The sequence below is a fragment of the Streptomyces sp. NPDC006463 genome, from assembly GCF_042870715.1.
GTDB lineage: Bacteria > Actinomycetota > Actinomycetes > Streptomycetales > Streptomycetaceae > Streptomyces.
Genome location: NZ_JBIAHP010000001.1, coordinates 256,867 through 277,775, shown reverse-complemented (window position 1 = coordinate 277,775; position 20,909 = coordinate 256,867). Strand labels below are relative to the sequence as shown.

General features: G+C 72.4%; 23 protein-coding genes. 7 read left to right on the top strand and 16 right to left on the bottom strand.

The features are described from left to right. Positions 1-29: 29 nt before the first annotated feature. Positions 30-1,475 (top strand): argininosuccinate synthase, encoded by a 1,446-nt coding sequence (gene argG / locus ACFYOB_RS01375; RefSeq protein WP_388552842.1) that lies wholly within the window; start codon positions 30-32, stop codon positions 1,473-1,475. Positions 1,476-1,696: 221 nt separating this feature from the next. Here the strand turns inward: argG and ACFYOB_RS01370 are convergent, their stop codons facing one another. Further along, positions 1,697-2,143, bottom strand: a complete 447-nt coding sequence (locus ACFYOB_RS01370; protein ID WP_388552840.1) for a hypothetical protein — start codon at positions 2,141-2,143, stop codon at positions 1,697-1,699. A gap of 175 nt (positions 2,144-2,318) precedes the next feature. Between ACFYOB_RS01370 and ACFYOB_RS01365 the strand changes: the two genes are divergently transcribed. Next, positions 2,319-2,912, top strand: coding sequence for a 2'-5' RNA ligase family protein (locus ACFYOB_RS01365; RefSeq protein WP_388552837.1), 594 nt, complete (start codon positions 2,319-2,321; stop codon positions 2,910-2,912). A gap of 175 nt (positions 2,913-3,087) precedes the next feature. Here the strand turns inward: ACFYOB_RS01365 and ACFYOB_RS01360 are convergent, their stop codons facing one another. The 9 genes from ACFYOB_RS01360 to ACFYOB_RS01320 form a co-directional block, all read right to left on the bottom strand. Further along, positions 3,088-4,614, bottom strand: a complete 1,527-nt coding sequence (locus ACFYOB_RS01360; protein ID WP_388552834.1) for a glutamate synthase subunit beta — start codon at positions 4,612-4,614, stop codon at positions 3,088-3,090. 126 nt (positions 4,615-4,740) lie between these two features. Then, the gene (locus ACFYOB_RS01355; protein ID WP_388552831.1) at positions 4,741-5,157 is read right to left on the bottom strand and encodes a VOC family protein; all 417 of its coding nucleotides are present in this window, start codon (positions 5,155-5,157) and stop codon (positions 4,741-4,743) included. Between the two features lie 10 nt (positions 5,158-5,167). Further along, positions 5,168-5,587 carry a helix-turn-helix domain-containing protein gene (locus ACFYOB_RS01350; RefSeq protein WP_388552828.1) on the bottom strand — a complete coding sequence of 140 codons (420 nt, stop codon included), beginning with the start codon at positions 5,585-5,587 and terminating at the stop codon, positions 5,168-5,170. A 225-nt stretch (positions 5,588-5,812) separates the two neighbouring features. After that, positions 5,813-6,166 (bottom strand): ArsR/SmtB family transcription factor, encoded by a 354-nt coding sequence (locus ACFYOB_RS01345; protein ID WP_388552826.1) that lies wholly within the window; start codon positions 6,164-6,166, stop codon positions 5,813-5,815. Continuing rightward, positions 6,163-6,609, bottom strand: a complete 447-nt coding sequence (locus tag ACFYOB_RS01340; RefSeq protein WP_388552823.1) for an SRPBCC domain-containing protein — start codon at positions 6,607-6,609, stop codon at positions 6,163-6,165. The genes ACFYOB_RS01345 and ACFYOB_RS01340 overlap by 4 nt, the downstream gene beginning before the upstream one ends. Before the next feature lie 35 nt (positions 6,610-6,644). Next, a complete protein-coding gene (locus ACFYOB_RS01335) occupies positions 6,645-8,060 on the bottom strand; it encodes a glycosyltransferase 87 family protein (protein WP_388552820.1) in 1,416 nt (471 codons plus the stop codon). A 123-nt stretch (positions 8,061-8,183) separates the two neighbouring features. Beyond that, a complete protein-coding gene (locus ACFYOB_RS01330; protein ID WP_388552817.1) occupies positions 8,184-8,858 on the bottom strand; it encodes a methyltransferase domain-containing protein in 675 nt (224 codons plus the stop codon). Next, positions 8,855-9,475, bottom strand: a complete 621-nt coding sequence (locus tag ACFYOB_RS01325; protein ID WP_388553984.1) for a DUF2064 domain-containing protein — start codon at positions 9,473-9,475, stop codon at positions 8,855-8,857. The genes ACFYOB_RS01330 and ACFYOB_RS01325 overlap by 4 nt, the downstream gene beginning before the upstream one ends. Positions 9,476-9,540: 65 nt before the next feature. Next, positions 9,541-10,233, bottom strand: coding sequence for a glycosyltransferase family 2 protein (locus ACFYOB_RS01320; RefSeq protein WP_388552814.1), 693 nt, complete (start codon positions 10,231-10,233; stop codon positions 9,541-9,543). A gap of 113 nt (positions 10,234-10,346) precedes the next feature. Between ACFYOB_RS01320 and ACFYOB_RS01315 the strand changes: the two genes are divergently transcribed. Then, positions 10,347-11,075 (top strand): response regulator transcription factor, encoded by a 729-nt coding sequence (locus ACFYOB_RS01315; protein ID WP_388552811.1) that lies wholly within the window; start codon positions 10,347-10,349, stop codon positions 11,073-11,075. Continuing rightward, a complete protein-coding gene (locus tag ACFYOB_RS01310) occupies positions 11,072-12,187 on the top strand; it encodes a sensor histidine kinase (protein WP_388552808.1) in 1,116 nt (371 codons plus the stop codon). Before ACFYOB_RS01315 ends, ACFYOB_RS01310 begins: the two co-directional genes overlap by 4 nt. An 83-nt stretch (positions 12,188-12,270) precedes the next feature. Here the strand turns inward: ACFYOB_RS01310 and ACFYOB_RS01305 are convergent, their stop codons facing one another. From ACFYOB_RS01305 to ACFYOB_RS01290, 4 genes are all read right to left on the bottom strand, one after another. Then, entirely contained in the window at positions 12,271-13,335 is a 1,065-nt protein-coding gene (locus ACFYOB_RS01305) for an NAD-dependent epimerase/dehydratase family protein (protein ID WP_388552805.1), read from the bottom strand. A gap of 89 nt (positions 13,336-13,424) precedes the next feature. Next, a complete protein-coding gene (locus tag ACFYOB_RS01300; protein ID WP_388552802.1) occupies positions 13,425-13,982 on the bottom strand; it encodes a DM13 domain-containing protein in 558 nt (185 codons plus the stop codon). 114 nt (positions 13,983-14,096) lie between these two features. Beyond that, the gene (locus ACFYOB_RS01295; protein ID WP_388552800.1) at positions 14,097-14,528 is read right to left on the bottom strand and encodes a VOC family protein; all 432 of its coding nucleotides are present in this window, start codon (positions 14,526-14,528) and stop codon (positions 14,097-14,099) included. Between the two features lie 235 nt (positions 14,529-14,763). Then, positions 14,764-15,087 carry a putative quinol monooxygenase gene (locus tag ACFYOB_RS01290; protein WP_388552797.1) on the bottom strand — a complete coding sequence of 108 codons (324 nt, stop codon included), beginning with the start codon at positions 15,085-15,087 and terminating at the stop codon, positions 14,764-14,766. A 65-nt stretch (positions 15,088-15,152) separates the two neighbouring features. Here ACFYOB_RS01290 and ACFYOB_RS01285 point away from each other — a divergent pair, with 65 nt between their 5' ends. Then, positions 15,153-16,520, top strand: coding sequence for a pyridoxal phosphate-dependent decarboxylase family protein (locus tag ACFYOB_RS01285; protein WP_388552794.1), 1,368 nt, complete (start codon positions 15,153-15,155; stop codon positions 16,518-16,520). A gap of 74 nt (positions 16,521-16,594) precedes the next feature. Here ACFYOB_RS01285 and ACFYOB_RS01280 read toward each other — a convergent pair whose 3' ends face one another. Together ACFYOB_RS01280 and ACFYOB_RS01275 are read right to left on the bottom strand one after the other, a co-directional pair. Next, positions 16,595-17,443: an aldo/keto reductase gene (locus tag ACFYOB_RS01280; RefSeq protein ID WP_388552791.1), complete on the bottom strand. Its 849-nt coding sequence runs from the start codon at positions 17,441-17,443 to the stop codon at positions 16,595-16,597. Between the two features lie 79 nt (positions 17,444-17,522). Continuing rightward, entirely contained in the window at positions 17,523-18,464 is a 942-nt protein-coding gene (locus tag ACFYOB_RS01275) for a LysR family transcriptional regulator (protein ID WP_388552788.1), read from the bottom strand. A gap of 72 nt (positions 18,465-18,536) precedes the next feature. Between ACFYOB_RS01275 and ACFYOB_RS01270 the strand changes: the two genes are divergently transcribed. Beyond that, positions 18,537-19,190, top strand: a complete 654-nt coding sequence (locus tag ACFYOB_RS01270; protein WP_388552785.1) for a maleylpyruvate isomerase family mycothiol-dependent enzyme — start codon at positions 18,537-18,539, stop codon at positions 19,188-19,190. A 164-nt stretch (positions 19,191-19,354) separates the two neighbouring features. Further along, positions 19,355-20,902, top strand: coding sequence for a carboxylesterase/lipase family protein (locus ACFYOB_RS01265; protein ID WP_388552782.1), 1,548 nt, complete (start codon positions 19,355-19,357; stop codon positions 20,900-20,902). Positions 20,903-20,909: the final 7 nt, after the last annotated feature.

Genomic DNA, 20,909 nt, shown 5'->3' with positions numbered 1-20,909 from the left:
GGATATGCGAGATGGTGCATACTCTTTCCATGTCCAAGGTCCTCACCTCCCTCCCCGCCGGCGAACGCGTCGGCATCGCCTTCTCGGGCGGCCTCGACACTTCGGTCGCGGTCGCGTGGATGCGCGACAAGGGCGCCATCCCCTGCACCTACACCGCCGACATCGGCCAGTACGACGAGCCCGACATCGCGTCGGTGCCCGGCCGCGCGAAGACCTACGGTGCCGAGATCGCGCGCCTGGTCGACTGCCGCGCGGCACTGGTCGAGGAAGGTCTGGCGGCGCTCACCTGCGGGGCGTTCCACATCCGCTCGGGCGGGCGTTCCTACTTCAACACCACGCCGCTCGGCCGCGCCGTCACGGGCACCCTCCTGGTCCGGGCGATGCTCGAGGACGACGTACAGATCTGGGGCGACGGCTCGACCTTCAAGGGCAACGACATCGAGCGGTTCTACCGGTACGGCCTGCTCGCCAACCCGCACCTGCGGATCTACAAGCCCTGGCTGGACGCGGACTTCGTGACCGAGCTCGGCGGCCGCAAGGAAATGTCGGAGTGGCTGCTCGCCCACGACCTGCCCTACCGCGACAGCACGGAGAAGGCGTACTCCACCGACGCCAACATCTGGGGTGCCACCCACGAGGCCAAGACGCTGGAACACCTCGACACCGGCGTGGAGACCGTCGAGCCGATCATGGGCGTCCGGTTCTGGGACCCCTCGGTCGAGATCGCCGCCGAGGACGTGACGATCGGCTTCGACCAGGGCCGCCCGGTGACGATCAACGGCAAGCAGTTCGCCTCCCCCGTCGACCTGGTGATGGAGGCGAACGCCATCGGCGGCCGGCACGGCATGGGCATGTCGGACCAGATCGAGAACCGGATCATCGAGGCCAAGAGCCGCGGCATCTACGAGGCACCGGGCATGGCCCTGCTGCACGCGGCGTACGAGCGCCTGGTCAACGCGATCCACAACGAGGACACCGTCGCCCAGTACCACAACGAGGGACGGCGCCTCGGCAGGCTGATGTACGAGGGCCGCTGGCTGGACCCGCAGGCGCTGATGGTGCGCGAGTCGCTGCAGCGCTGGGTCGGCACGGCCGTCACGGGCGAGGTGACGCTGCGGCTGCGGCGCGGTGAGGACTACTCGATCCTCGACACCACGGGTCCGGCGTTCAGCTACCACCCGGACAAGCTGTCCATGGAGCGCACCGAGGACTCGGCGTTCGGCCCGGTCGACCGGATCGGCCAGCTCACCATGCGCAACCTCGACATCGCCGACTCGCGCGCCAAGCTGGAGCAGTATGCCGGGCTCGGTCTGATCGGCACCGACCACCCTGCGATCGGCGCCGCCCAGGCGGCCGCGACCGGGCTGATCGGCACCCTGCAGGAGGGCGGCGCCGAGGCCATCGCCTCCCGCGGCGAGGTGTCCGAGGACGAGGAGATGCTGGACCGCGCCGCGATGGAATTCGGCACGGACTGACCAGGAACCACCGGAAAGGCCGGCCCGGCGCCGTTGACGCCGAGCCGGCCTTTTGGTGTCGCGCCTCGTCAGCCCGAGCGCCAGCGTGGCGCGTCGTCGTGCGCGAGTGCGTTCTCCCGCAGGTCCGGCTCGACACGGAGCGTTCTGACGAACCAGTCGCTGTAGCGGTCCCCCAGGAAGGGAGCCGTGGCCCCGTTGAAGAAGGACGCTCAGGCCCACGGTCACGGCGACGGCGTCACCCAGCCGAACACGAGGGAGGCCAGACCGCGCGGACCGAACCAGCCGATGTAGGCCACGGAAGCAGGGCGAAGACCGGAGCCGAGCAGCGAGAGAGCGATCGGCAGCATCCGGGCGACTGCCAGGCTGAGCGCGGGATCCCAGTCCTCGGCACGCAGGCCCCGGTCGGTGGGCATCCGGCGCAGGCGGACGCCGAAGGCCAGGCCGGCGACCCAGGTGCCGATGAAGCCGCGGCCCTCGGTCATGACACACAGCACGTACGGCCGGCCGCGATTCCTATTGCGCCGCTCAGCAGCAGCGGGGAAGGTCCCGGCAACGCCCGGACGGCCGTGGCCCCCGCCCGCCGCCAGGGCCAGTACGAAGAACCGAAGGCCCAGACCGTCGTTCAGACCGGACTCGACGGTCAGGCCGCCGCGGACCGGGGCCGGCACCGGCTTGTCGGTGACGGCTTGCCGTACTCCTCACACCGGGTGTCCCAGACGCGAAGGCCGACCCTACGTCTGAGGCCGACGCGCCACGCGAACCCCTGTCCGAACGCGCCCGGCCGGGCTCGGTCGGCCTAGCCGACGTGGCCGGGGACGGGCGTCGGGGAGGCATCATGGCCAGGTGAACGTCCCCCCGACAGTCGGCGGCGGAGCTGGCGTCCCCGCATTCCTAGAGGTCGCTCCCACACCCCGGACCGCTGTCGTGTGGCTCCCTCCGGACGAGCTGTGGCCTCCCATCCAGAGCATCCGAGCCGAACACGACCCCCAGATCCGCCGCTGGCCACCGCACGTGAACCTCATCTTCGGCTTCGTCCCGGAGGCTGACTTCGCGTCGGCCTGCCCGCTGCTGGCGGCCGCAGCCGCCGAGCGGGAGCCCTTCGCCATCCGCCTCAGCGGTGTGCACGCCTTCCGCCATCGCGCGTACGCCACCGTATGGCTGGACCCCGCCGCGGCCGGTCTGGCTCCGTGGACGGCGCTGCAGAGCGCACTGGCGGAGCCGTTCCCCTTGTGCCGCGGCCGGTTCCGGCGCTTCACACCGCACCTGTCACTCGGGCGCACCCATGACCCGCGGCGGCTGGCTCCGGAGTGCGAGGCCCGCCTGGGCGCCATGTCGGCGCAGGTCGACGAGGTCGTGCTGCTCTCCCGCCGCGGGGAGGAGCCCATGCGACCCCGCGCCGCGATCACCCTGGGCACGGGCGAAGTGCGCCGGCTCTAGGAGAAATCGAAGTCCCCGACGGCGTCGCCCGGCCGAGGGCTGGCTCGCGATGGTCACTGCCGACGCCGGAGGGATCACAGCCCCGGACAGTGCGGCGCGGCGGTCGACGCGAAGATCATCGCGAAGCGGAAGCGTCGCTCGGGTCGGACCCCACTGCGGACCCGCACCCGCCGGCCTAGTAGTCCCCGTAGCGCAGCCGTCCCAGCGCCGTCATGGGGCGATCGTGGGCGGCGACGGGGGCTGGGAGGGAGGTGGACCCGGTCAGGTAGCGGTCCACCGAGGCGGCCGACGCCCGGCCCTCGGCGATGGCCCACACCACCAGCGACTGGCCGCGGCCGGCGTCGCCCGCGACGAACACTCCGCGCGCCCGCCCGCCGGAGGCCGCGAAGTCCACGCCGCGAGCGAAATTGCCGCGGTCGTCGAGCTCCAGCCCCAGCTGCTCGCGCAGGCCGCCCGCCCGCGCGGGGCCGGAGAAGCCCAGAGCCAGCAGGACCAGACCGGCCGGGAGCACGCGCTCGGTGCCGGTGAGGGGCGTACGGGTCCGGGGCTCGACCGCGGTCAGGTACAGCGCCCGTACCCGGCCCGCGGAGTCCCCCTCGAAGCGCAGGGTGGCGCTCGCGAACAGCCGCGGGTCGGCGCCCTCGCGCCCACGGGCCTCTTCGTGGGCGTGGGAGATCCGGTACACCTTCGGGTACACCGGCCACGGCTCGCCGTCGGTCCGGTGGGGGCCGGGTTCCGGATTGATGTCGAGCTGGACCACGGAGAGCGCGCCCTGCCGCAGGGCCGTGCCGAGGCAGTCCGAGCCCGTGTCGCCGCCTCCGACGATCACCACGTGCCTTCCCTCGGCAGTGACGGGGGGCACGGCGTAGTCACCCTCCCGCACCCGGTTGGCGAAGGTCAGGTAATCCATGGCCTGGTGGATGCCGCGCAGGTCGCGCCCCGGGACCGGAAGCTCCCTGCGCTCCTCGGCCCCGACCGCGACGACGACCGCGTCGTACCGGCTGCGCAGCTCGGCCGCGCCGACCGCGCCGGCCACGCCGGGCGCGCCGCCGATGTCCGCGCCCGTCACGAACGTGGTGCCCTCGGCCCGCATCTGCTCGATCCGGCGGTCCAGGTACGCCTTCTCCATCTTGAACGCGGGGATGCCGTAGCGCAGCAGGCCCCCGATCCGGTCGGCCCGTTCGTGGACGGCGACGTCGTGCCCGGCCCGGGTCAGCTGCTGCGCCGCGGCCAGTCCGGCCGGTCCCGAGCCTATGACGGCCACGGACCTGCCGCTCTTGCGCTCCGGCGGCAGCGGCACCATGTAGCCGCGCCGCAGGCCCTCGTCCGCGATCGCCTGCTCGACGTTCTTGATGGTCACCGGATCCGCGTTGATCGTCAGGACACAGGCGTCCTCGCAGGGGGCCGGGCAGAGCCGGCCGGTCACCTCGGGGAAGTTGTTGGTCGCGTGCAGCCGCTCGTACGCGGCACGCCAGTCGCCGTGTGCGGCGTACGCGTTCCACTCGGGTATGAGGTTTCCCAGGGGGCAGCCGCTGTGGCAGAACGGGATGCCGCAGTCCATGCAACGGTCCGCCTGCTCCGAGACGAGCGGGAGCAGCGCCTGCCCCGCGTAGACCTCGCGCCAGTCGCCGAGCCGCTCCTCGACGGGCCGGGCCGGGACGGGCCTGCGGGGGATCTTGAGGAAGCCGAACGGATCGGTCACGCGCCGCCTCCCTGGATCAGCCCGTACCGCGTGCACCATCTGGGCTACATGTGGCGTTCTGACCAGATTACGCCGCCCAGGCAAGGGCCCGCAGGGGGGCCTCGGGGCCACCGCCGTCGTTCGAGCTCACTGCTTGCGGGGCTGGGTGAAGCGCAGCAGGTTGCCGGACGGGTCGCGGAAGGCGCAGTCGCGCACGCCGTAGGGCTGGTCGACAGGCTCCTGCAGCACCTCGCCGCCCGCCGTGCTGATGCGCTCGAAGGTGGCATCGCAGTCTTCGGTCGAGAAGATGACGCCGCGCAGCAGGCCCTTCGCCAGCAGTTCCGCCATGGCCTGCTTGTCGGCGGGCGAGGCGTTCGGGTCCGCGAGGGGCGGTTCGAGAACGATGTTCACATCGGGCTGAGAGGGCGACCCGACGGTCACCCAGCGCATCCCCTCGAACCCGACGTCGTTGCGCACCTCCAGGCCGAGCACGTCCCGGTAGAACGCGAGCGCCTTGTCGTGGTCGTCGACGGCGATGAAGCACTGTGAAAGCTTGATGTCCATGCGCTCCACGCTATGGGCGGGGTGCGGGTTTCGCTTCTCCGTTCCTGACCGGCCGCGTGTGGATCTTGGAGATGCAGGCCGGGATCGCGGCGCCCTCGTCGTGCGGGCGGGCCCGGTACGCGCTCGGGCTCTCGCCGACCAGCTCGGTGAACCGCGAGCTGAACGATCCCAGCGATGTACAGCCGACGGCGAAGCAGACTTCCGTCACCGTCAGGTCGCCCCGCCGGAGCAGCGCCTTGGCCCGCTCGATCCGCCGCGTCATCAGGTAGCTGTACGGCGTCTCCCCGAAGGCCGCGCGGAAGCTGCGGGAGAAATGGCCCGGCGACATGAGGGCGAATCGCGCCAGCGCCGGAACGTCGAGTGGCTCCGCGTACTCGCGGTCCATCAGGTCACGGGCCCGGCGCAGCCGGACGAGATCCTCCAGATTCACACGACAACCATCCCACAGTGCAGGCCGCCGCCGGTGAAATCCGCCGATGTCCTGCTCGCCCCGGACGGCGCTGCGGGCCCCGGGTTCCCCGGTTGTGCCGATGTCCCCGTCGCGGTCAACTCCGGTCACCGCGTGGCGAACTGCTGGGCCCGCAGTCGGCTGACGGCGGCAGGGCCGTCAGCCGGCGTTGTGGTGGGAGCGGCAGGCGCGTCCGAGGCGTGTGCCTCAGTCCGCGTCCCGCTCCGCCGCCTCGGCGACGCGCTTGATGTGCGCCAGCCGCCTGTCCCAGTCGGCGGCGAGCGCGGTCATCCACCGCGCTGTCGCGTCGAGGGCCGCGGGCCGTACCGCGTACCGCACCTCGCGTCCGACCCGGCCGCACGTGACCAGCCCGGCGGCGTCGAGGACGGCGAGGTGCTTGACCACGGCCTGGCGCGACACGGGCACGCCTTCGGCGAGCGTCGTCGCGGTGGCCTCGCCCTGCGCGGCGAGCAGATCGAGCAGTCGGCGGCGTGTCGGGTCGGCCAGTGCCGCGAGGACGCCGTCGACCGCCTCGGCGGCGCCGCGACGTCCGTCGGTCACGCGGACGGCTGTTCGGCGCGCGCCCGGAGCGCGTCGAGCACCGGGGGCCAGCCGCCGGTGTTGTCCTTCACCGCCTTGTCGCGCAGTGCCTCGGGGCCGGTCAGGGACGCGAACCCGCTCTCGACCACGCGGAGCCGCGTCTTGTCGCCTTCCGGCGTCAGTGTGAACTCCACGAGCGTGCTGTTGTCCTCGCGCAGCTCCTCCCCGGGGAAGGCGCTGGCCCAGCGGTACGCCAGGTAGGTCTGCGGTTCGACCTTCTCCACGCGCACCGGGAAGTCCCCGTACTCGGCGTTCTTCGCCACCAGCGATTCGCCTTCCCTGGCCGTGCTGCCGGTCAGGGTCGCCGGGTCGGCCACCCAGAAGCCGGGCTCGGCCACCAGTGACCAGACCCGGTCCAGGGATGCCGCGATCAGGGTTTCGCGTTCGATCCGGTCCATGCTCATGAGGAGACTCCTTCGCTGCGACCCATTGAATGCAACTACAGAGTTGCACGTCGACCCTCCGGGTGCAACCTCAGGGTTGCATCTAGGTCGGTTGGGCGCCGGCGGCGGAGCAGCCACCCCCCGACGGCGGCGGCGCCCGCGAGGGCGTACGCGACGGTGCCGGTGTCCGGGCCCAGGGAACCCCCCGCGATGTACACGGCGGCGCCGGCCATCGCGACGCCGAGCCACTCCCAGCGGCCGTCGAGGGCCACGAGCGCGATCAGCAGCAGTGCGTACCAGGAGTAGCCGGGAGTCATGAGGAGGAAGGCCGTGCCCGTCACCAACAGCGCGGCGCTCCAAGGGCGTTCGGGGTCACCCCGGCGCCATGCGTACACGATCACGACGAGCATCACGGCGGCCACGGCGGGCAGGGCCCAGTCGTCCGGGAGCACCAGCCGCAGCAGTGCGTACCGGCCGTGGGACCCGGCGTCCTCGTACCCCTCTTCCTCGGCGTACCCGCCCAGGTAGCCGAGGACGGAGGACCGCGACGCCAGTACGTACGGCAGGTACAGCAGGCCCACGGTCGCCGCGGTGGGCAGCAGCACGGCGGCCGCGCGCCGCCACGTACGGACCCCGGCCAGTGCTCCCGGCAGCAGGACGGCGGGCAGCAGCTTCGCCGCGACGGCGAAGCCGAAGAGCACCCCGCCCGCCACCCGGCGGCGGCTGACCACCCCGAGGGCGGCGACCGACAGGAGCACCGCGAGGGCGTCGACATGGGCGTTGTTGACGGCTTCCACGGCCACGGCCGGGCACCAGGCCCAGTACGCCGCGTGGCGCGGATCGCCCCGTCGGCGACGCAGGATCAGCAGCAGAACGCCCGTCACCCCGACGGACACGGCGACGCCGCCCGCCTGGAGGGCCTTGTGCCGTACGCCGTCGGGGGAGAGGGCGTGGACGAGCAGGAAGTACCCCTCGGCGACCGGGGGATAGATGGTGTGCACCTGCGGGCGGTTGATACGGGTGCACACTCCCGCCGAGACGGGCACGAGGTCGGGCCTCCCGGTGCAGGCCGGCCCCTCGGGGAACAGCCAGGTGTCACGCAGCCCCGTGAGCGCAGGATCGGCGGGGGAGTGGTCGTACGGCGAGATCCCGGCGGCCTGGACCCGCCCGTCCCAGGCGTACCGGAACGAGTCGGTGCTCGTCCGGGGCGCGGCGGTCAGCCCGGTGAGGGCGACGGCGGCCGAACCCGCCAGCACCAGCGGGACGACGGCCCGGGCCGGAACCTTGCGCAGGCTCACCACGGCAACGGCGAACAGCGCCCACGATGCCGCGTACCCCAAGGTCAGACCGATGGGGTCGGCGAAGCAGCCGTCCTTGCGCACCGTCGGGACCAGCACGGCGGTCAGTGCCGTCAGCAATACGGCTGTGGTGAGAGTGGCGCGGGTCGTACGGGAGGCGCGGGGGTGGTTCATGCGGGCCAGCCTGGCAGGACGAGCCCGTTCCCGGCCGCCGGCCGGGCGGAGCGTCCGCGATTCGTAAGGTGTCGGACCGCCCCTTCGAACCCGTCGCCACCCGGCCCGGACCGCCTGCTCCGGTCAGATCTCCGCGCCGGAGAACGGCGGGGAAGACCGGCGGACCAGCTCCAGGAAGGGCCGGCCCGCCGCGCTCCACCGCAGGGCAGGCCGCCAGCCGGTCCGCTCGGCGTATGCGCACAGGGCGTCGACCCCGACCCGGGCCCACGGGAACGGGGAGCCCAGTGCGCCGCGGCCGTCGGCGACGCGCACCTCGCACCGCTCGTCCACATCGGCGACGGCGCATTCGGCGATGATCTTCCCTGCGGGGCTCGTCAACTCTCCCATCCGGCGCAGCAGCACGACCGGATCGCCGCCGATGCCGATGTTCCCGTCGATCAGCAGCACGGTGCCCCAGCGGCCTTCCCCGGGCAGGGGGTCGAAGACCGAACGGCACAGCGCCGGGGCGCCCATCCGCTCGGTGCGGGCCACCGCCTCGGGGCTGAGGTCGATGCCGAGCGCCCGGCGTCCACGGGCCGCGAGGGCCGCCACCAGCCGTCCGGGGCCGCAGCCGACGTCGAGTACGGCGCCTCGGCAGCGCCGCAGCACGGACCAGTCGGCCTCGTCGGGTGCCTCGCACCAGCGCTCCACGTCCAAGGGAAGCAGCCAGCCGTCCCCACGCCGCAGGAACAGTGGCCCCTGGCCGGACCGGAGCGCGTCGTTGTAGGGATCCGCCCGCCACGCGGTCGGCGCGGTCACGAGCGCACCTCGGTCGTGGGAGCCAGCTCGGCGTGGAGCGTCGCGAACCGTCCGGCCGGCGCCTCGGCGGCCACCCGCAGCGCGTCCTCGGCGGTGTCCACATCGCACAGCTCCGGCAACTGCCCGATCCGCAGCCCGGCCGTGCGCAGCCGCTCGTACTGCGCGGAACCCGTGTGCGGCTGGGACATCGGCACCCCGCGCAGCAGGGCGGGGTCGGGCTCGGCCAGGCCGAGCGCCCAGAAGCCGCCGTCGGTGGCGGGGCCGAACCACGCGTCGTACGCGTCCCAGGCGAGGGCGGGCGCGAGGAGGGCGGGGGACACCTGGGGCGTGTCCATGCCGAGGAGGAGTGACGGGCCCGTACAGGCGGCGAAGGCGGCGGCGAGCCGCTCGTCCAGGCCGCCCGCGCACTGCGGCAGCACCTCGAAGCCCGGCGGCAGCCACGGGCCGGGCCGCCCGTCCAGCACGAGCAGGCGCCGTGCGGCGGGTACCGCGGCCACGGCGGACAGGGTGTCGGCCAGGGCGGCCGCCGCCAGCGCTGCCGCCTGACGCGGTGTGAACGGCGGGGTCAACCGGGTCTTCACCCGGCCCGGAACGGGCTCCTTGGCGATGACGAGCAAGGTGGTCGAGGGCGTGGTCGTGGATGCGGATGTGGGCGTGGTCGTGGTCTTGGGCGTGGGCGGGGTCACCGGACACCGTCCGCGGCGCGCTCGCGGGGGGCTTCCGCCAGTACGCGCCGCATGTCGTGCACGGCCTGCCAGGTGCCCCGCCAGGTGCCGGTCACCTTGGACTTCCCGGACCGGGGGAGGTACGGGACGTCCACTTCGCGCACCTGCCAGCCCGCGTCGGCGGCCCGGACGACCATCTGGAGCGGATATCCGCTGCGCCGGTCGGTCAGGTCGAGCCCGAGCAGGGCCTCGCGGCGGGCGGCCCGCATCGGTCCGAGGTCCCGCAGGCGCAGGCCGGTGCGTCGGCGCAGCATGTGGGACAGGGCGAGGTTTCCGGCCCGGGCGTGCGCGGGCCAGGCGCCCCGCCCCTGGGGGCGGCGCCGCCCGAGGACCAGATCCGCCTCACCGTCCGACACCGCCCGGACGAAACCGGCGAGGAGGCCGGGGTCGAGCGACGCGTCGCAGTCGCAGAAGCAGACCACGTCGGCCTCGGCGGCCAGCAGCCCGGCGTGGCAGGCGGCGCCGAAGCCGCGGCGGGCCTCCTCGACCACGGTCGCGCCGAGTTCGCGGGCGAGGGCGGCGGAGCCGTCGGTGGATCCGTTGTCCACGACGAGCGGCCGCCAGCCGGACGGGATGCGGGCGAGGACCCAGGGCAGCGCCTCGGCCTCGTTCAGACAGGGGAGTACGACATCTACGGTCACGCGTCTCACCGTAGGAATCCGCGTGACACAAAAGGGCCTTCTACTCCTTACGAAACGCGGACGTCACCCTCACCGGCCCTCCGGCGCCGCTGCCGGCGCCGGGCTGATGCGACCCTGGACCCATGAGCCATACCGAACCGCGCCCCCACGTCCTGGTGGTCGAAGACGACCCGACGGTCGCGGAGGTCGTCTCCGGCTACCTCGCACGGGCCGGCTGCACCGTCGAGCACGCACCCGACGGCCCCGACGCCCTGCGCCGCGCCGCCGCCCGGTGGCCGGACCTGGTGCTCCTCGACCTGATGCTGCCCGGTCTCGACGGCCTGGAGGTGTGCCGGCGGCTGCGGGCGACCGCTCCCGTCCCCGTGATCATGCTGACGGCGCTCGGCGACGAGGACGACCGGATCGCGGGCCTGGAGCTCGGGGCCGACGACTACGTGACCAAACCCTTCAGCCCGAGGGAACTCGTCCTGCGGGTCGAATCCGTCCTGCGCCGCAGCCTCGGCAGCCGGCGCCAGGACCCCGCCCCGTCCCGGCAGGTCCTTCGGGCGGGCGACGTGGTGCTCGACCCCGCGACCCGGCGTGCGGTCAAGCAGGGGCGCGAACTGGCTTTGACCCTCAGGGAGTTCGACCTCCTCGCCCACTTCCTGTCGCACCCCGGACGGGCACACGGCCGCGAGGAGCTGATGCGCGAGGTATGGGGCTGGGACTTCGGTGACCTGTCCACGGTCACCGTTCACGTGCGCCGACTCCGGGCGAAGATCGAGGACGACCCCGCCCGGCCCCGGCTGATCCAGACCGTATGGGGCGTCGGATACCGCTTCGAGACCGGGGAAACGGAGGTCGTGTCGTGACGGACGTCCTGCTCATCGCCCTCTTCGCGCTCGGCGGGGCAGGCGGGGCTGGGCTCGTCGGTGCGCTCGCCCTGCGCCTGGTCCGCCACCGTTCGGTCGCGGTGTCCCTCTTCGTGGTCGCCGCGGTCACGGTCACCGCGATGCTGGCCGGCACGCTGGCCGTCGCCGAGGCGATGTTCCTGTCCCGGCACGACCTGTGGGTGGTCACCGTGGTCGTGGCCGTGGCCGCCGTCGTCGCACTGGCCACCGCCATGCTGCTCGGCCGCTGGGTCGTCGCCCGCAGCCGTGAACTGACCCTCGCAGCCCGCGACTTCGGCGACGGTGGCCGGTTCGCGGCCCCCCGGACCGAAGCCACCGCCGAACTGGCCGCGCTCTCCCGGGAACTGGCCGCGACCAGCGCCAAGCTCGACGCGTCCCGGAAGCGGGAGCAGGCCCTGGAGGCCTCACGGCGCGAGCTCGTCGCCTGGATCTCGCACGACCTCCGGACCCCGCTCGCTGGACTGCGGGCGATGGCCGAGGCCCTGGAGGACGGCGTGGCCGCCGACCCCGCCCGCTACCACCGGCAGATCCGTACGGAGGTCGACCGGCTCAACTCCATGGTCACCGACCTCTTCGAACTCTCCCGGATCCACGCCGGAGCGCTCAGCCTCAACCCCAGCCGGATCTCGCTCTACGACCTCGTGGACGACGCCCTCTCCGGGGCCGATCCGCTCGCGCGGGAACACGGCGTGCGGCTGGTGGGGGACGGGGTGGCCGCCGTACCGGTTGACGTCGACGGCAAGGAGATGACCCGGGTCATCGCCAACCTCCTGGTCAACGCCATCCGTCACACGCCGGCCGACGGCACCGTCGCCGTTACGGCGGAGGGCCGGGCGGACGGGGTCGTACTGTCCGTGACCGACGGCTGCGGCGGCATTCCGGAGGAGGATCTCGCGCGGGTCTTCGACACCGGCTGGCGCGGCAGCGAGGCCCGTACACCGCCCGCCGGGGCGGGACTGGGTCTGGCGATCGTCCGCGGCATCGTCGAGGCGCACTCCGGCCGGACCGACGTGCGCAACGTCCCGGGCGGCTGCCGCTTCGAGGTCACCCTCCCGGTGGCGGCACCCGCCTGACCGGTTCCGCACGACCGGCTCCGACGCCGCCGGGGCCGGTCACGCGGATCGCCTCCGGGGCGACCGGCGGGCGCCGAGGTCCGTCAGCGGACGGCGCCCGCCGAGGCGCGCTGCCCGGCAAGAGCGAACTCGGTCATCCCCTCGGCGAAGCCGACCGCCGGGCGCCAACCCAGCTCACGGCGCAGTCGGCCGGAGTCGGCCGTGATGTGCCGGACGTCGCCGAGGCGGAATTCGCCCGTGACGACGGGAGCGGGCCCTCCGTGCGCCGAGGCCAGCGCGGCTGCCATCTCCCCGACGGTGTGCGGTTCCCCGCTTCCCGTGTTGTACGCGGTCAGGGTGCCCGCGGGCCGTGCACCGGCGGCCTCCAAGGCCACCACGTTCGCCGCGGCCACGTCCCCGACATGGACGAAGTCCCGCCGCTGCGCGCCGTCCTCGAAGACCTGCGGAGCCTCGCCCCGGGCCAGCGAGGAGCGGAAGAACGACGCGACCCCGGCGTACGGGGTGTCGCGCGGCATGCCCGGCCCGTACACGTTGTGGTACCGCAGGGCCACCGCCCGGCCGTCCACGCACCGGGCCCAGGCCGCGGCAAGGTGCTCCTGCGCGAGCTTCGTGGTGGCGTACACGTTGCGCGGATCCGTCGGCGCGTCCTCGCCGACCAGGCCCGGTACGAGCTCGGCTCCGCAGCCGGGGCAGCGCGGTTCGAAACGGCCGGCCGTCAGATCCGCCGCTCGCCTGGGCCCGGGCCGCACCACGCCGTGGCGGGGGCACTCGTACCGGCCCTCCCCGTACACCACCATCGAGCCGGCCAGGACGAGTTCGTGGACTCCGGCCGCGGCCATCTCCGCCAGCAGCACCGCCGTTCCGAGGTCGTTGGCGCCGACGTAGTCCGGGGCGTCCGCGAAGTCCTTGCCGAGCCCGACCATGGCCGCCTGGTGGCACACGGCGTCCACCCCGCGCAGCGCGGCCCGCACGGCGTCCGCGTCCCGTACGTCCGCCCGGAGGAACTCGGCGTCCGGCAACGGCGGTGTCTCGGGATGGGCGGCGGGCAGCAGGGCATCGAGGACGAGGGGGTCGTGCCCCCGGCCCTTCAGGGCGGTGACGATGTGGGAGCCGATGAACCCGGCTCCTCCTGTGACGAGTACGCGCATGCCGCGGACGTTACGCAGTCCGCGTCGCCCGAGGGGTCTCCGACGCGTGCCCGTAAGAGTTCCGTCATACGGGCACGCCGGAGGTCACGTCAGGCCGAGGTCAGGGCCGCCGCGCCGAAGGAGACGTCGAAGCGGTCGCACCAGATGGTGACGCTGGTGTAGTCGGCCAGGTTCACATCGGCCGGGATCTCGTAGTTCTGGTCGCCCTTGTTGCCCTTGAGCTTGCCCAGACTCACGTACTTGCCGTCGTCGAACACTCGCCAGCCGGCCGTGCCCTCCTTCACCGGAGCGTCGGTCAGCCATACCCGCAGGTCGGGGCCATTGCTCGTGTCGAGGTTCTCGAACCGCAGGGTGCGGGAGCCGTCGGGCAGCCGGATCAGTTTCACCGTCCCGGTGGTGGCGTGCTCGTGGCTGATCAGGGTGCCCTGGGCGATGGCCTGCGGGCCGGACGGTGCCGGTCCGGAGGATCGCGGCGTCGCGGTCGCAGGCGCAGTGGCGGTCGGCAGGGTCTCCTTGACCGTCTCGTCCTGCCACAGCTTCCACGGCTGGAACCAGTAGAGCCCGGCGCCGAGCACCACCACCGCCACGATCAGCGCCCCGGCCCGTACCCGTCCTCGCCGCTTCGTCTGTGTCGCTGTCACCGTCATAGCCTCTTCCTCGCCGATCCGTACGTACCAACTGCATTCAATGCGGCGAGGGATCGGGGCACCATATCCGCCCGGATGACGAAGTTCTTACGTCTCCTGTCCGGACCGGAGACGTCAGCGTTCCGACAGCTCCGACGGGGCCTCCTGGACCATCCAGCCGTTGCCGTCCGGGTCCTGGAAGGACATGAACGAGTTCCAGGTCTGGCCCTTGCCCTCCTCCCAGCCCGACGCGCCGACGTGGCGGACCGGGGAGACGTCCACGCCCCGCTCGACCAGCTCCGCGCGTGCCGCCTCGATGTCCGTGACACAGATCTGAAGGCCTTGCAGCGCGCCCGGTGTCATCGCTTTCGTACCGGGTGCGGGGGGCAACCCCCGTTCCATCGCGATCGAACACCGTGAGCCGGGCGGAGTCATCTGGATGACGCGCACACCGGGGGAGACCTCGGCATCGACGTCCACCGCGAAGCCGAGCTTGCCGGCGTAGAACTCCTTCGCCCGGTCCAGGTCGGTGACGGGGACCAGTACGACTTCGAGCGTCCAGTTCATGGAAAGCCTCCTCAGAAACGCCGGGGGGACCACCGTCGCGCACGACGGGCGCCGCCGCGCCCATCGAAACGCCCCATTCGGGCTGTTGATCGCACGCCCGGCTGACGGGGAACCGACGCGGACGCTGCCCTCCGAATGGCGGGTGACCCGGCGCTGCCGTGCGACCGCTGACCCGCCGGAGCCACAGCGGAGCGCGTCCCGGCGGGCCGGCGGACCGGCGAGGAGCAGGCCGCGGTCAGTCGACCTGCAGTTCGCCCATCCGGCTCCAACCGGTGGCGCCCTCGATGGTGGTGCTGACGATGTCGGGCGTACGTGTGACCAGGGGGCGCATGGTTTCCAGGGCGGTGCGGAAGTGCTCGGAGGTGACGTGCGCCTCCGCCGCTCCGTCCTGGAACGCCTCGACGAGGACGTAGGTGTCGGGCTCCTCCAGGCTGCGGGACCACTCGAACCACAGATTGCCGGGCTCGGCACGGGTGGCGCGGGTGAACTCCGCGACCTTTTCCGGCCACTGCTCTACGTATTGGGGCTTGACGGCGAATTTCACCACGATGAAGATCATTCGAGGAGTCTAGGCGTGAATGGTGTGGCTTGCGTGGTGGCGGTGACTGTCCCATAGTCCAAGGTATGGACGCGCGCGAGATGGCGCTGCGACAGGCGTACGGCCATGCCGTCCGCTGGCTGGCGAGCCTGTCCGACCGCCGGGTTCCCGCCCGCGCTTCGGTCGAGGAGATCGTGCGTGAGCTCGGTGCCGAACTGCCCGACGGTCCCAGCGCGCCCGCCGACGTCGTCGACCTGCTGGCCACGGCCTGTGAGCCGGGGCTCACCGCGTTTCCCAGTGGCCGCTTCTACGGATTCGTGGTCGGTGGTACCGAACCCGCCGCGCTGGCCGCGGACTGGCTGGTCAGCGCCTGGGACCAGAACTGCGTGATGCGCGCCGCCTCTCCCGCGTACGCGGCGGCGGAAGAGGTCGCCGGCGCGTGGCTGCTCGATCTGCTCGACCTGCCGGGCGACAGCGGCGTCGGCTTCGCCACGGGTGCCACGATGGCGAACTTCACCTGCCTCGCCGCCGGACGCGACGCGGCGCTGCGGCGCACCGGCTGGAACGTCGCCCGCGACGGACTGGCAGGTGGGCCGGACGTACGCGTCATCGCCGGCGAGGACCGCCACATGGCCATCGACCTGGCGCTGCGCTACCTGGGGCTCGGCGAGCCCGAACTGGTGAAAGCGGACGACCAAGGACGCATCGAGCCCGAGGCCCTGCGCCGCGCCCTGGCGGCCGGCGGGCAGCGCCCCACGATCGTGATCCTCCAGGCCGGAGACATTCACTCCGGGGCCTTCGATCCCTTCGCCGTGGCGATCCGTGCGGCCCGCGAGGCGGACGCGTGGGTGCACGTCGACGGTGCCTTCGGTCTGTGGGCGGCCGCCTCCCCGACGTACGCGCACCTGACGGCGGGCTGCCGGGACGCCGACTCCTGGGCGACGGACGCCCACAAGACGCTGAACGTCCCCTACGACTGCGGCCTCGCCATCGTGCGCGATCCGTCCGCGCTCCGGGCGGCGATGGGCCTGCGCGGCGACTACCTCATCCAGCACGAACACGGCGACCCGGTCGACAAGGTCCCCGAGCTCTCCCGGCGCGGCAGGGCCTTCACCGTGTGGGCCGCACTCAGGTCCCTCGGCCGATCAGGTGTGGCCGACCTCGTCGACCGTCTGTGCCGGCACGCCTCCGCGTTCGCCACCGGCATCGCCGGGATCGACGGTGCGACGGTCCTCAACGACGTGGTGTTCACGCAGGTCTGTGCCGAGTTCGGCAACGACGAACGCACGGAACGGGTAATCGCCCGGCTGCTGGACGACGGCACGGCGTGGATCAGCGGATCCACCTGGCACGGCCGGCGCGTCATGCGCATCTCGGTGAGCAACTGGTCGACGACCGACGACGACGTGACGCGCGCACTCGGCGCGATCAGACGCGCATCCGTCCGCGCCTGATCGCACTGGACGCCGACCGCGCCCGCGGGAAGCCGAGCCGAAGCCGAAGCCGAAGCCCGCCGAGGCCGAGGCACTCAGTCGTGGATGCGGGCGTTGCCGAGCTGGCTGACGGCGGCCGGGTCCCAGTGGTCGAAGAACAGCGAGCGGCCGGTGTCCAGGGCGGCGATGGACGCCATCTGGTCGTCGGTGAGTTCAAAGTCGAGCACGTCGATGTTCTCCGCCATGCGGTCGGCGCGGACCGACTTGGAGAGGGCGACGACCTGCCGCTGGACGAGCCAGCGGAGCACGACCTGCGCCACCGACTTGCCGTGCTGAGCGCCGATCTTCCCGAGGACCGGGTGGGAGAAGAGGTTGTTCCTGCCCTCGGCGAACGGACCCCAGGATTCGATCTGGACGCGGCGCTCGCGCATCAAGTCCTGGTCGGCGGTGCGCTGGAAGAACGGGTGGGTCTCGATCTGGTTGACCGCGGGCGTGACCTCGTTGTGGTCGATGAGGTCGACGAGCCGGTCGGGGTAGAAGTTGGAGACGCCGATCGCCTTGGCACTGCCCTCGTGGTTCAGCCTCTCCATGGCGCGCCAGGAGCCGTAGACGTCGCCGTAGGGCTGGTGGATCAGGTACAGGTCGAGGTAGTCGAGACCGAGCTTGCGCAGCGACGTGTCGAAGGCGCGGCGTGTCTTCTCCTCGCCGGCGTCCTGGACCCACACCTTGGTGGTGATGAACAGCTCCTCGCGGGGGATGCCGCTGTTCTTGACGGCGCGGCCGACGGCCTCCTCGTTTCCGTACGCGGCGGCGGTGTCGAGGAGCCGGTAGCCGGCGGCCAGGGCGTGGGTGACGGCGTGCTCGGTCTGAGCCGGCGGGATCTGGTAGACACCGAATCCGAGGACGGGCATCTGGACACCGTTGTTCAGCGTGACGGTCTGCATGAAGTCTCCTTCGCCGTGGTGCGCGAGGTCAGTGGTCCGTATTCCGTCCAGCATGATCCGGACCCGCACCCGTCCGGCTCTACGACACATCCCCGCGATGCGTCGAGACGCTTCCCGGCACGGCAAGGGTCGCGCGGAGCAAGCCCAGGAAGGCCGTGGCCGCCGGGCTCGCCGGTCCGTCCGTCCGCCAGGCCAGCGCCACCCGGCCGCGTAGCCGGGGGCGGGTGATCTCCAGGGTGCGCACCCCCAAGGCCGATGCCTCGTAGGCCTGGAGGGCCGGCACCACCGCCACGCCGAGCCCGCGGGCGGCGAGCTGCGCGAGGAACGGGGGAGCGGACGCTTCGAAGGCGATACGGGGCTGGAACCCGGCCTGCGCGCAAGCGCGGTCGAGCACCCCGCGGCTGCCCGTGCCGCGCGGCAGGCTGATCAGCGGGCGGTCGCGGAGCTCGGCCAACGGAACGCTCGTGCGGCCCCTGTGCGCGAGTACGGGGTCGTCCGGGGCGACGGCGGCGACCAGGGGTTCGTCGATCAGGACCTGGAGCGAGATGCCCGGTGGGGGTTCCTCGTCCGCGAGTCCGATCACCGCGACGTCGAGCTCGCCGCGGTGCAGCGCGGCGAGCATCCGCTCGGATGAGTCCTCGGTCAGGGTGACCTCGACCCGGGGGTGGTCGCGGTGGAAGCCGGCCAGGAAGGAAGCCAGGTCGAACGTGTGGGCGGCGGCTCCCGAGAGGAAGCCGATCGTGACGTGGCCGCGCAGCAGCCCCGTGAACTCGTCCACGGTCTGCCGCACCGCTTCGACCGCGCCCAGGGCGGCCCGCGCGTACGGCAGTACGGCCAAGCCCACCTCGGTCAGGGTCACCGACCGGCCGGAGCGGTCCAACAGCGGTTGCCCGAGCTCCTTTTCGAGCTGCCGTACCTGGGCGCTCACTCCTGGCTGCGCCAGGTGCAGGCGGGCGGCGGCACGGGTGAAGTTGGCTTCCTCCGCCACCGTGACGAAGTACCGCAACTGCCTGATGTCCATAACCGATGATGCTAGCTGTGAGACGTGCACACTCTTGGACCTGTGGCAGGGGTTGCCGAGATCCTTGAGGGCATGGAGAACACGACGTACCGGAGATCAGCGGCGGACATCAGGGCGGCGATTGCGGCCGAGCGCCGGGAACTGGCTGCCGTGTTGGACGGATTGTCGGAGCAGGACTGGGACGCTCCGACCTTGTGCGGGGGATGGCGGGTACGGGAGGTCGCGGCGCACATGACGATGGGGTTCCGGTACTCCCTCTCCGCCACGGTGTGGGAACTCCTCAGGGCGCGGGGCAGCCTCCACCGGATGACCGATCGATGCGCCCGCAAGGACGCGGCCGCCCATACGACGCGCGAGCTCGCCGCGTTCCTCGGTGACAACGCGGACCACCCCTGGAAGCCGCCGGTCGGCGGGATCGAGACGGCCCTGGGCCACGATGTGATCCACGGCCTGGACATCACGGTCGCCCTGGGCCTCGACCGCCGGGTTCCCGAGGACCGCGTGCGCATCCTCTTGGAGAGCGTCAACGCCAGGACCTTGAAGTTCTTCGGAGCCGACCTCAAGGGAATCGAACTCCGTGCCGCTGATCTCGACTGGACATTCGGTTCCGGAGAGCCGCTGGCCGGCGCCGCACAGGATCTCCTCCTGCTCGCATACGGCCGAAAGCTGCCGCGGGGGCGCCTGCACGGCGAACCGCACGATCGCTTCGTGGCCATGCCGGGCTGACGCGGGCGGGCACGCGGTCGTGACGTGACGTCAGCAGGTTCGCCCACGCCCGAGCACTCCGTAAATGGCTGGCGCGGCATCCGGTGACGCTGGATGATCCGCAGGGTCCGGGGCCGCCGCGAACTTCCGGGATCGCGCCCCGCCTGCCCACAGAGGGAGTGCTGATGACCGCTGTCGCGTCCGAGCCGTCCGAGCCGTCCGGGTCCCGGCCCGAGGTCCGTACGGCGTGCGGGACACTGCGAGGCAGCCGGGAGGCGGGTGTGGCTGTCTTCCGTGGCATACCGTTCGCCGCTCCGCCGGTCGGCCCGCTCCGTTTCGCCGCGCCGCGGCCGGTACGGGGATGGGACGGGGTGCGGGATGCGGTGTCGTACGGGCCGCCGCCCCCTCAGGGCGGCCATTTCGGCATGGACGTGCTGTCGCAGGATGCGGTGGGCGACGACTGGCTGACGGTCAACGTCTGGTCGCCCGAGCCGGGCCCGGGCGCAGGGCTGCCGGTGATGGTGTGGATCCAGGGCGGCGCCTACACGATCGGCATGTCCGGCCTTCCCGAGTACGACGGCGGCCGTCTGGCGCGGCACGGCGGCGTCGTCGTCGTGACGTTCAACTACCGTGTGGGTCTTGAGGGTTTCGGGCAGATCGAGGGGGCGCCCGCCAACCGGGGTCTGCTCGACCAGATCGCCGCCTTGGAATGGGTGCGTGACAACATCCGGGCCTTCGGCGGCGATCCGGCCCGCGTCACGGTCTTCGGCCAGTCGGCGGGCGCCGGATCGGTGGCCGCGCTGCTGGCGATGCCGCGTGCGGCCGGACTCTTCGGCCGCGCCGTCGCGCAGAGCGTCCAGGGCACGTTCTTCTCGCCGGAGCTCGCCTCCGACATCGCCGCAGCCTGCGCCGCCGAGCTGGGGCTGGGGCCCACGGTGGCCGACCTGTCCACGGTGGAACCCGCCCGGCTGTCCACCGCCGGTGATGCGGTCGGCGCCGCGATGGGCCGGCGGGCGGACCGTTGGGGTCAGGCCGCGCACAGGTCGATCCCGTTCTCACCGGTCGTCGACGGTGACACTCTGCCGGTCACCCCATGGCGGGCCCTGGCCGACGGCGCCGGCCGGGACATCGAACTCCTCGTCGGCCACACCCGCGACGAACAGCGGCTGCTCACCGCGCTCGACGGCCTGCTCGGGCAGGTGACACCGCAGCAGGCGGCGAGCGCACTGGACGTCTTCGGCCCCGGCCAGGACGGCGCACGCCGTTACGTCGAGGGCTTCCCGGCCGCGGGCCCGGACGAGCTGTACGAACTGGTCCACTCCGACTGGCTGTTCCGCATGCCCAGCCTCCACCTGGCCCAGGCCCAGACCGCCGCGGGCGGCCGCGCCCACGTCTACGAGCTGACCTGGGCCGCCCCGGGCATGGGCGGTGCACTCGGCGCCTGCCACGGCCTCGACGTGCCGCTCGTCTTCGGCAACCTGGACCGCGGCCAGCCCGCCATGCTGATCGGCGAAGGCCCGTCCCCGGAGGCCGAGGAGCTGTCCGCCCGCATGCGTGCCGCGTGGACGGCGTTCGCCGCTCACGGCGACCCCGGCTGGCCCGCGTACGAATCCGGACGGCGCCTCGTGCAGCTCTTCGACGCCCGACCGGCCGTCACCGCCTATCCGGAGGAGACCTCCCGCCTGATCTGGCAGAACCACACCATCCCCGTGCTGCCGCTCACCGGCGGTTAGCGCCGGC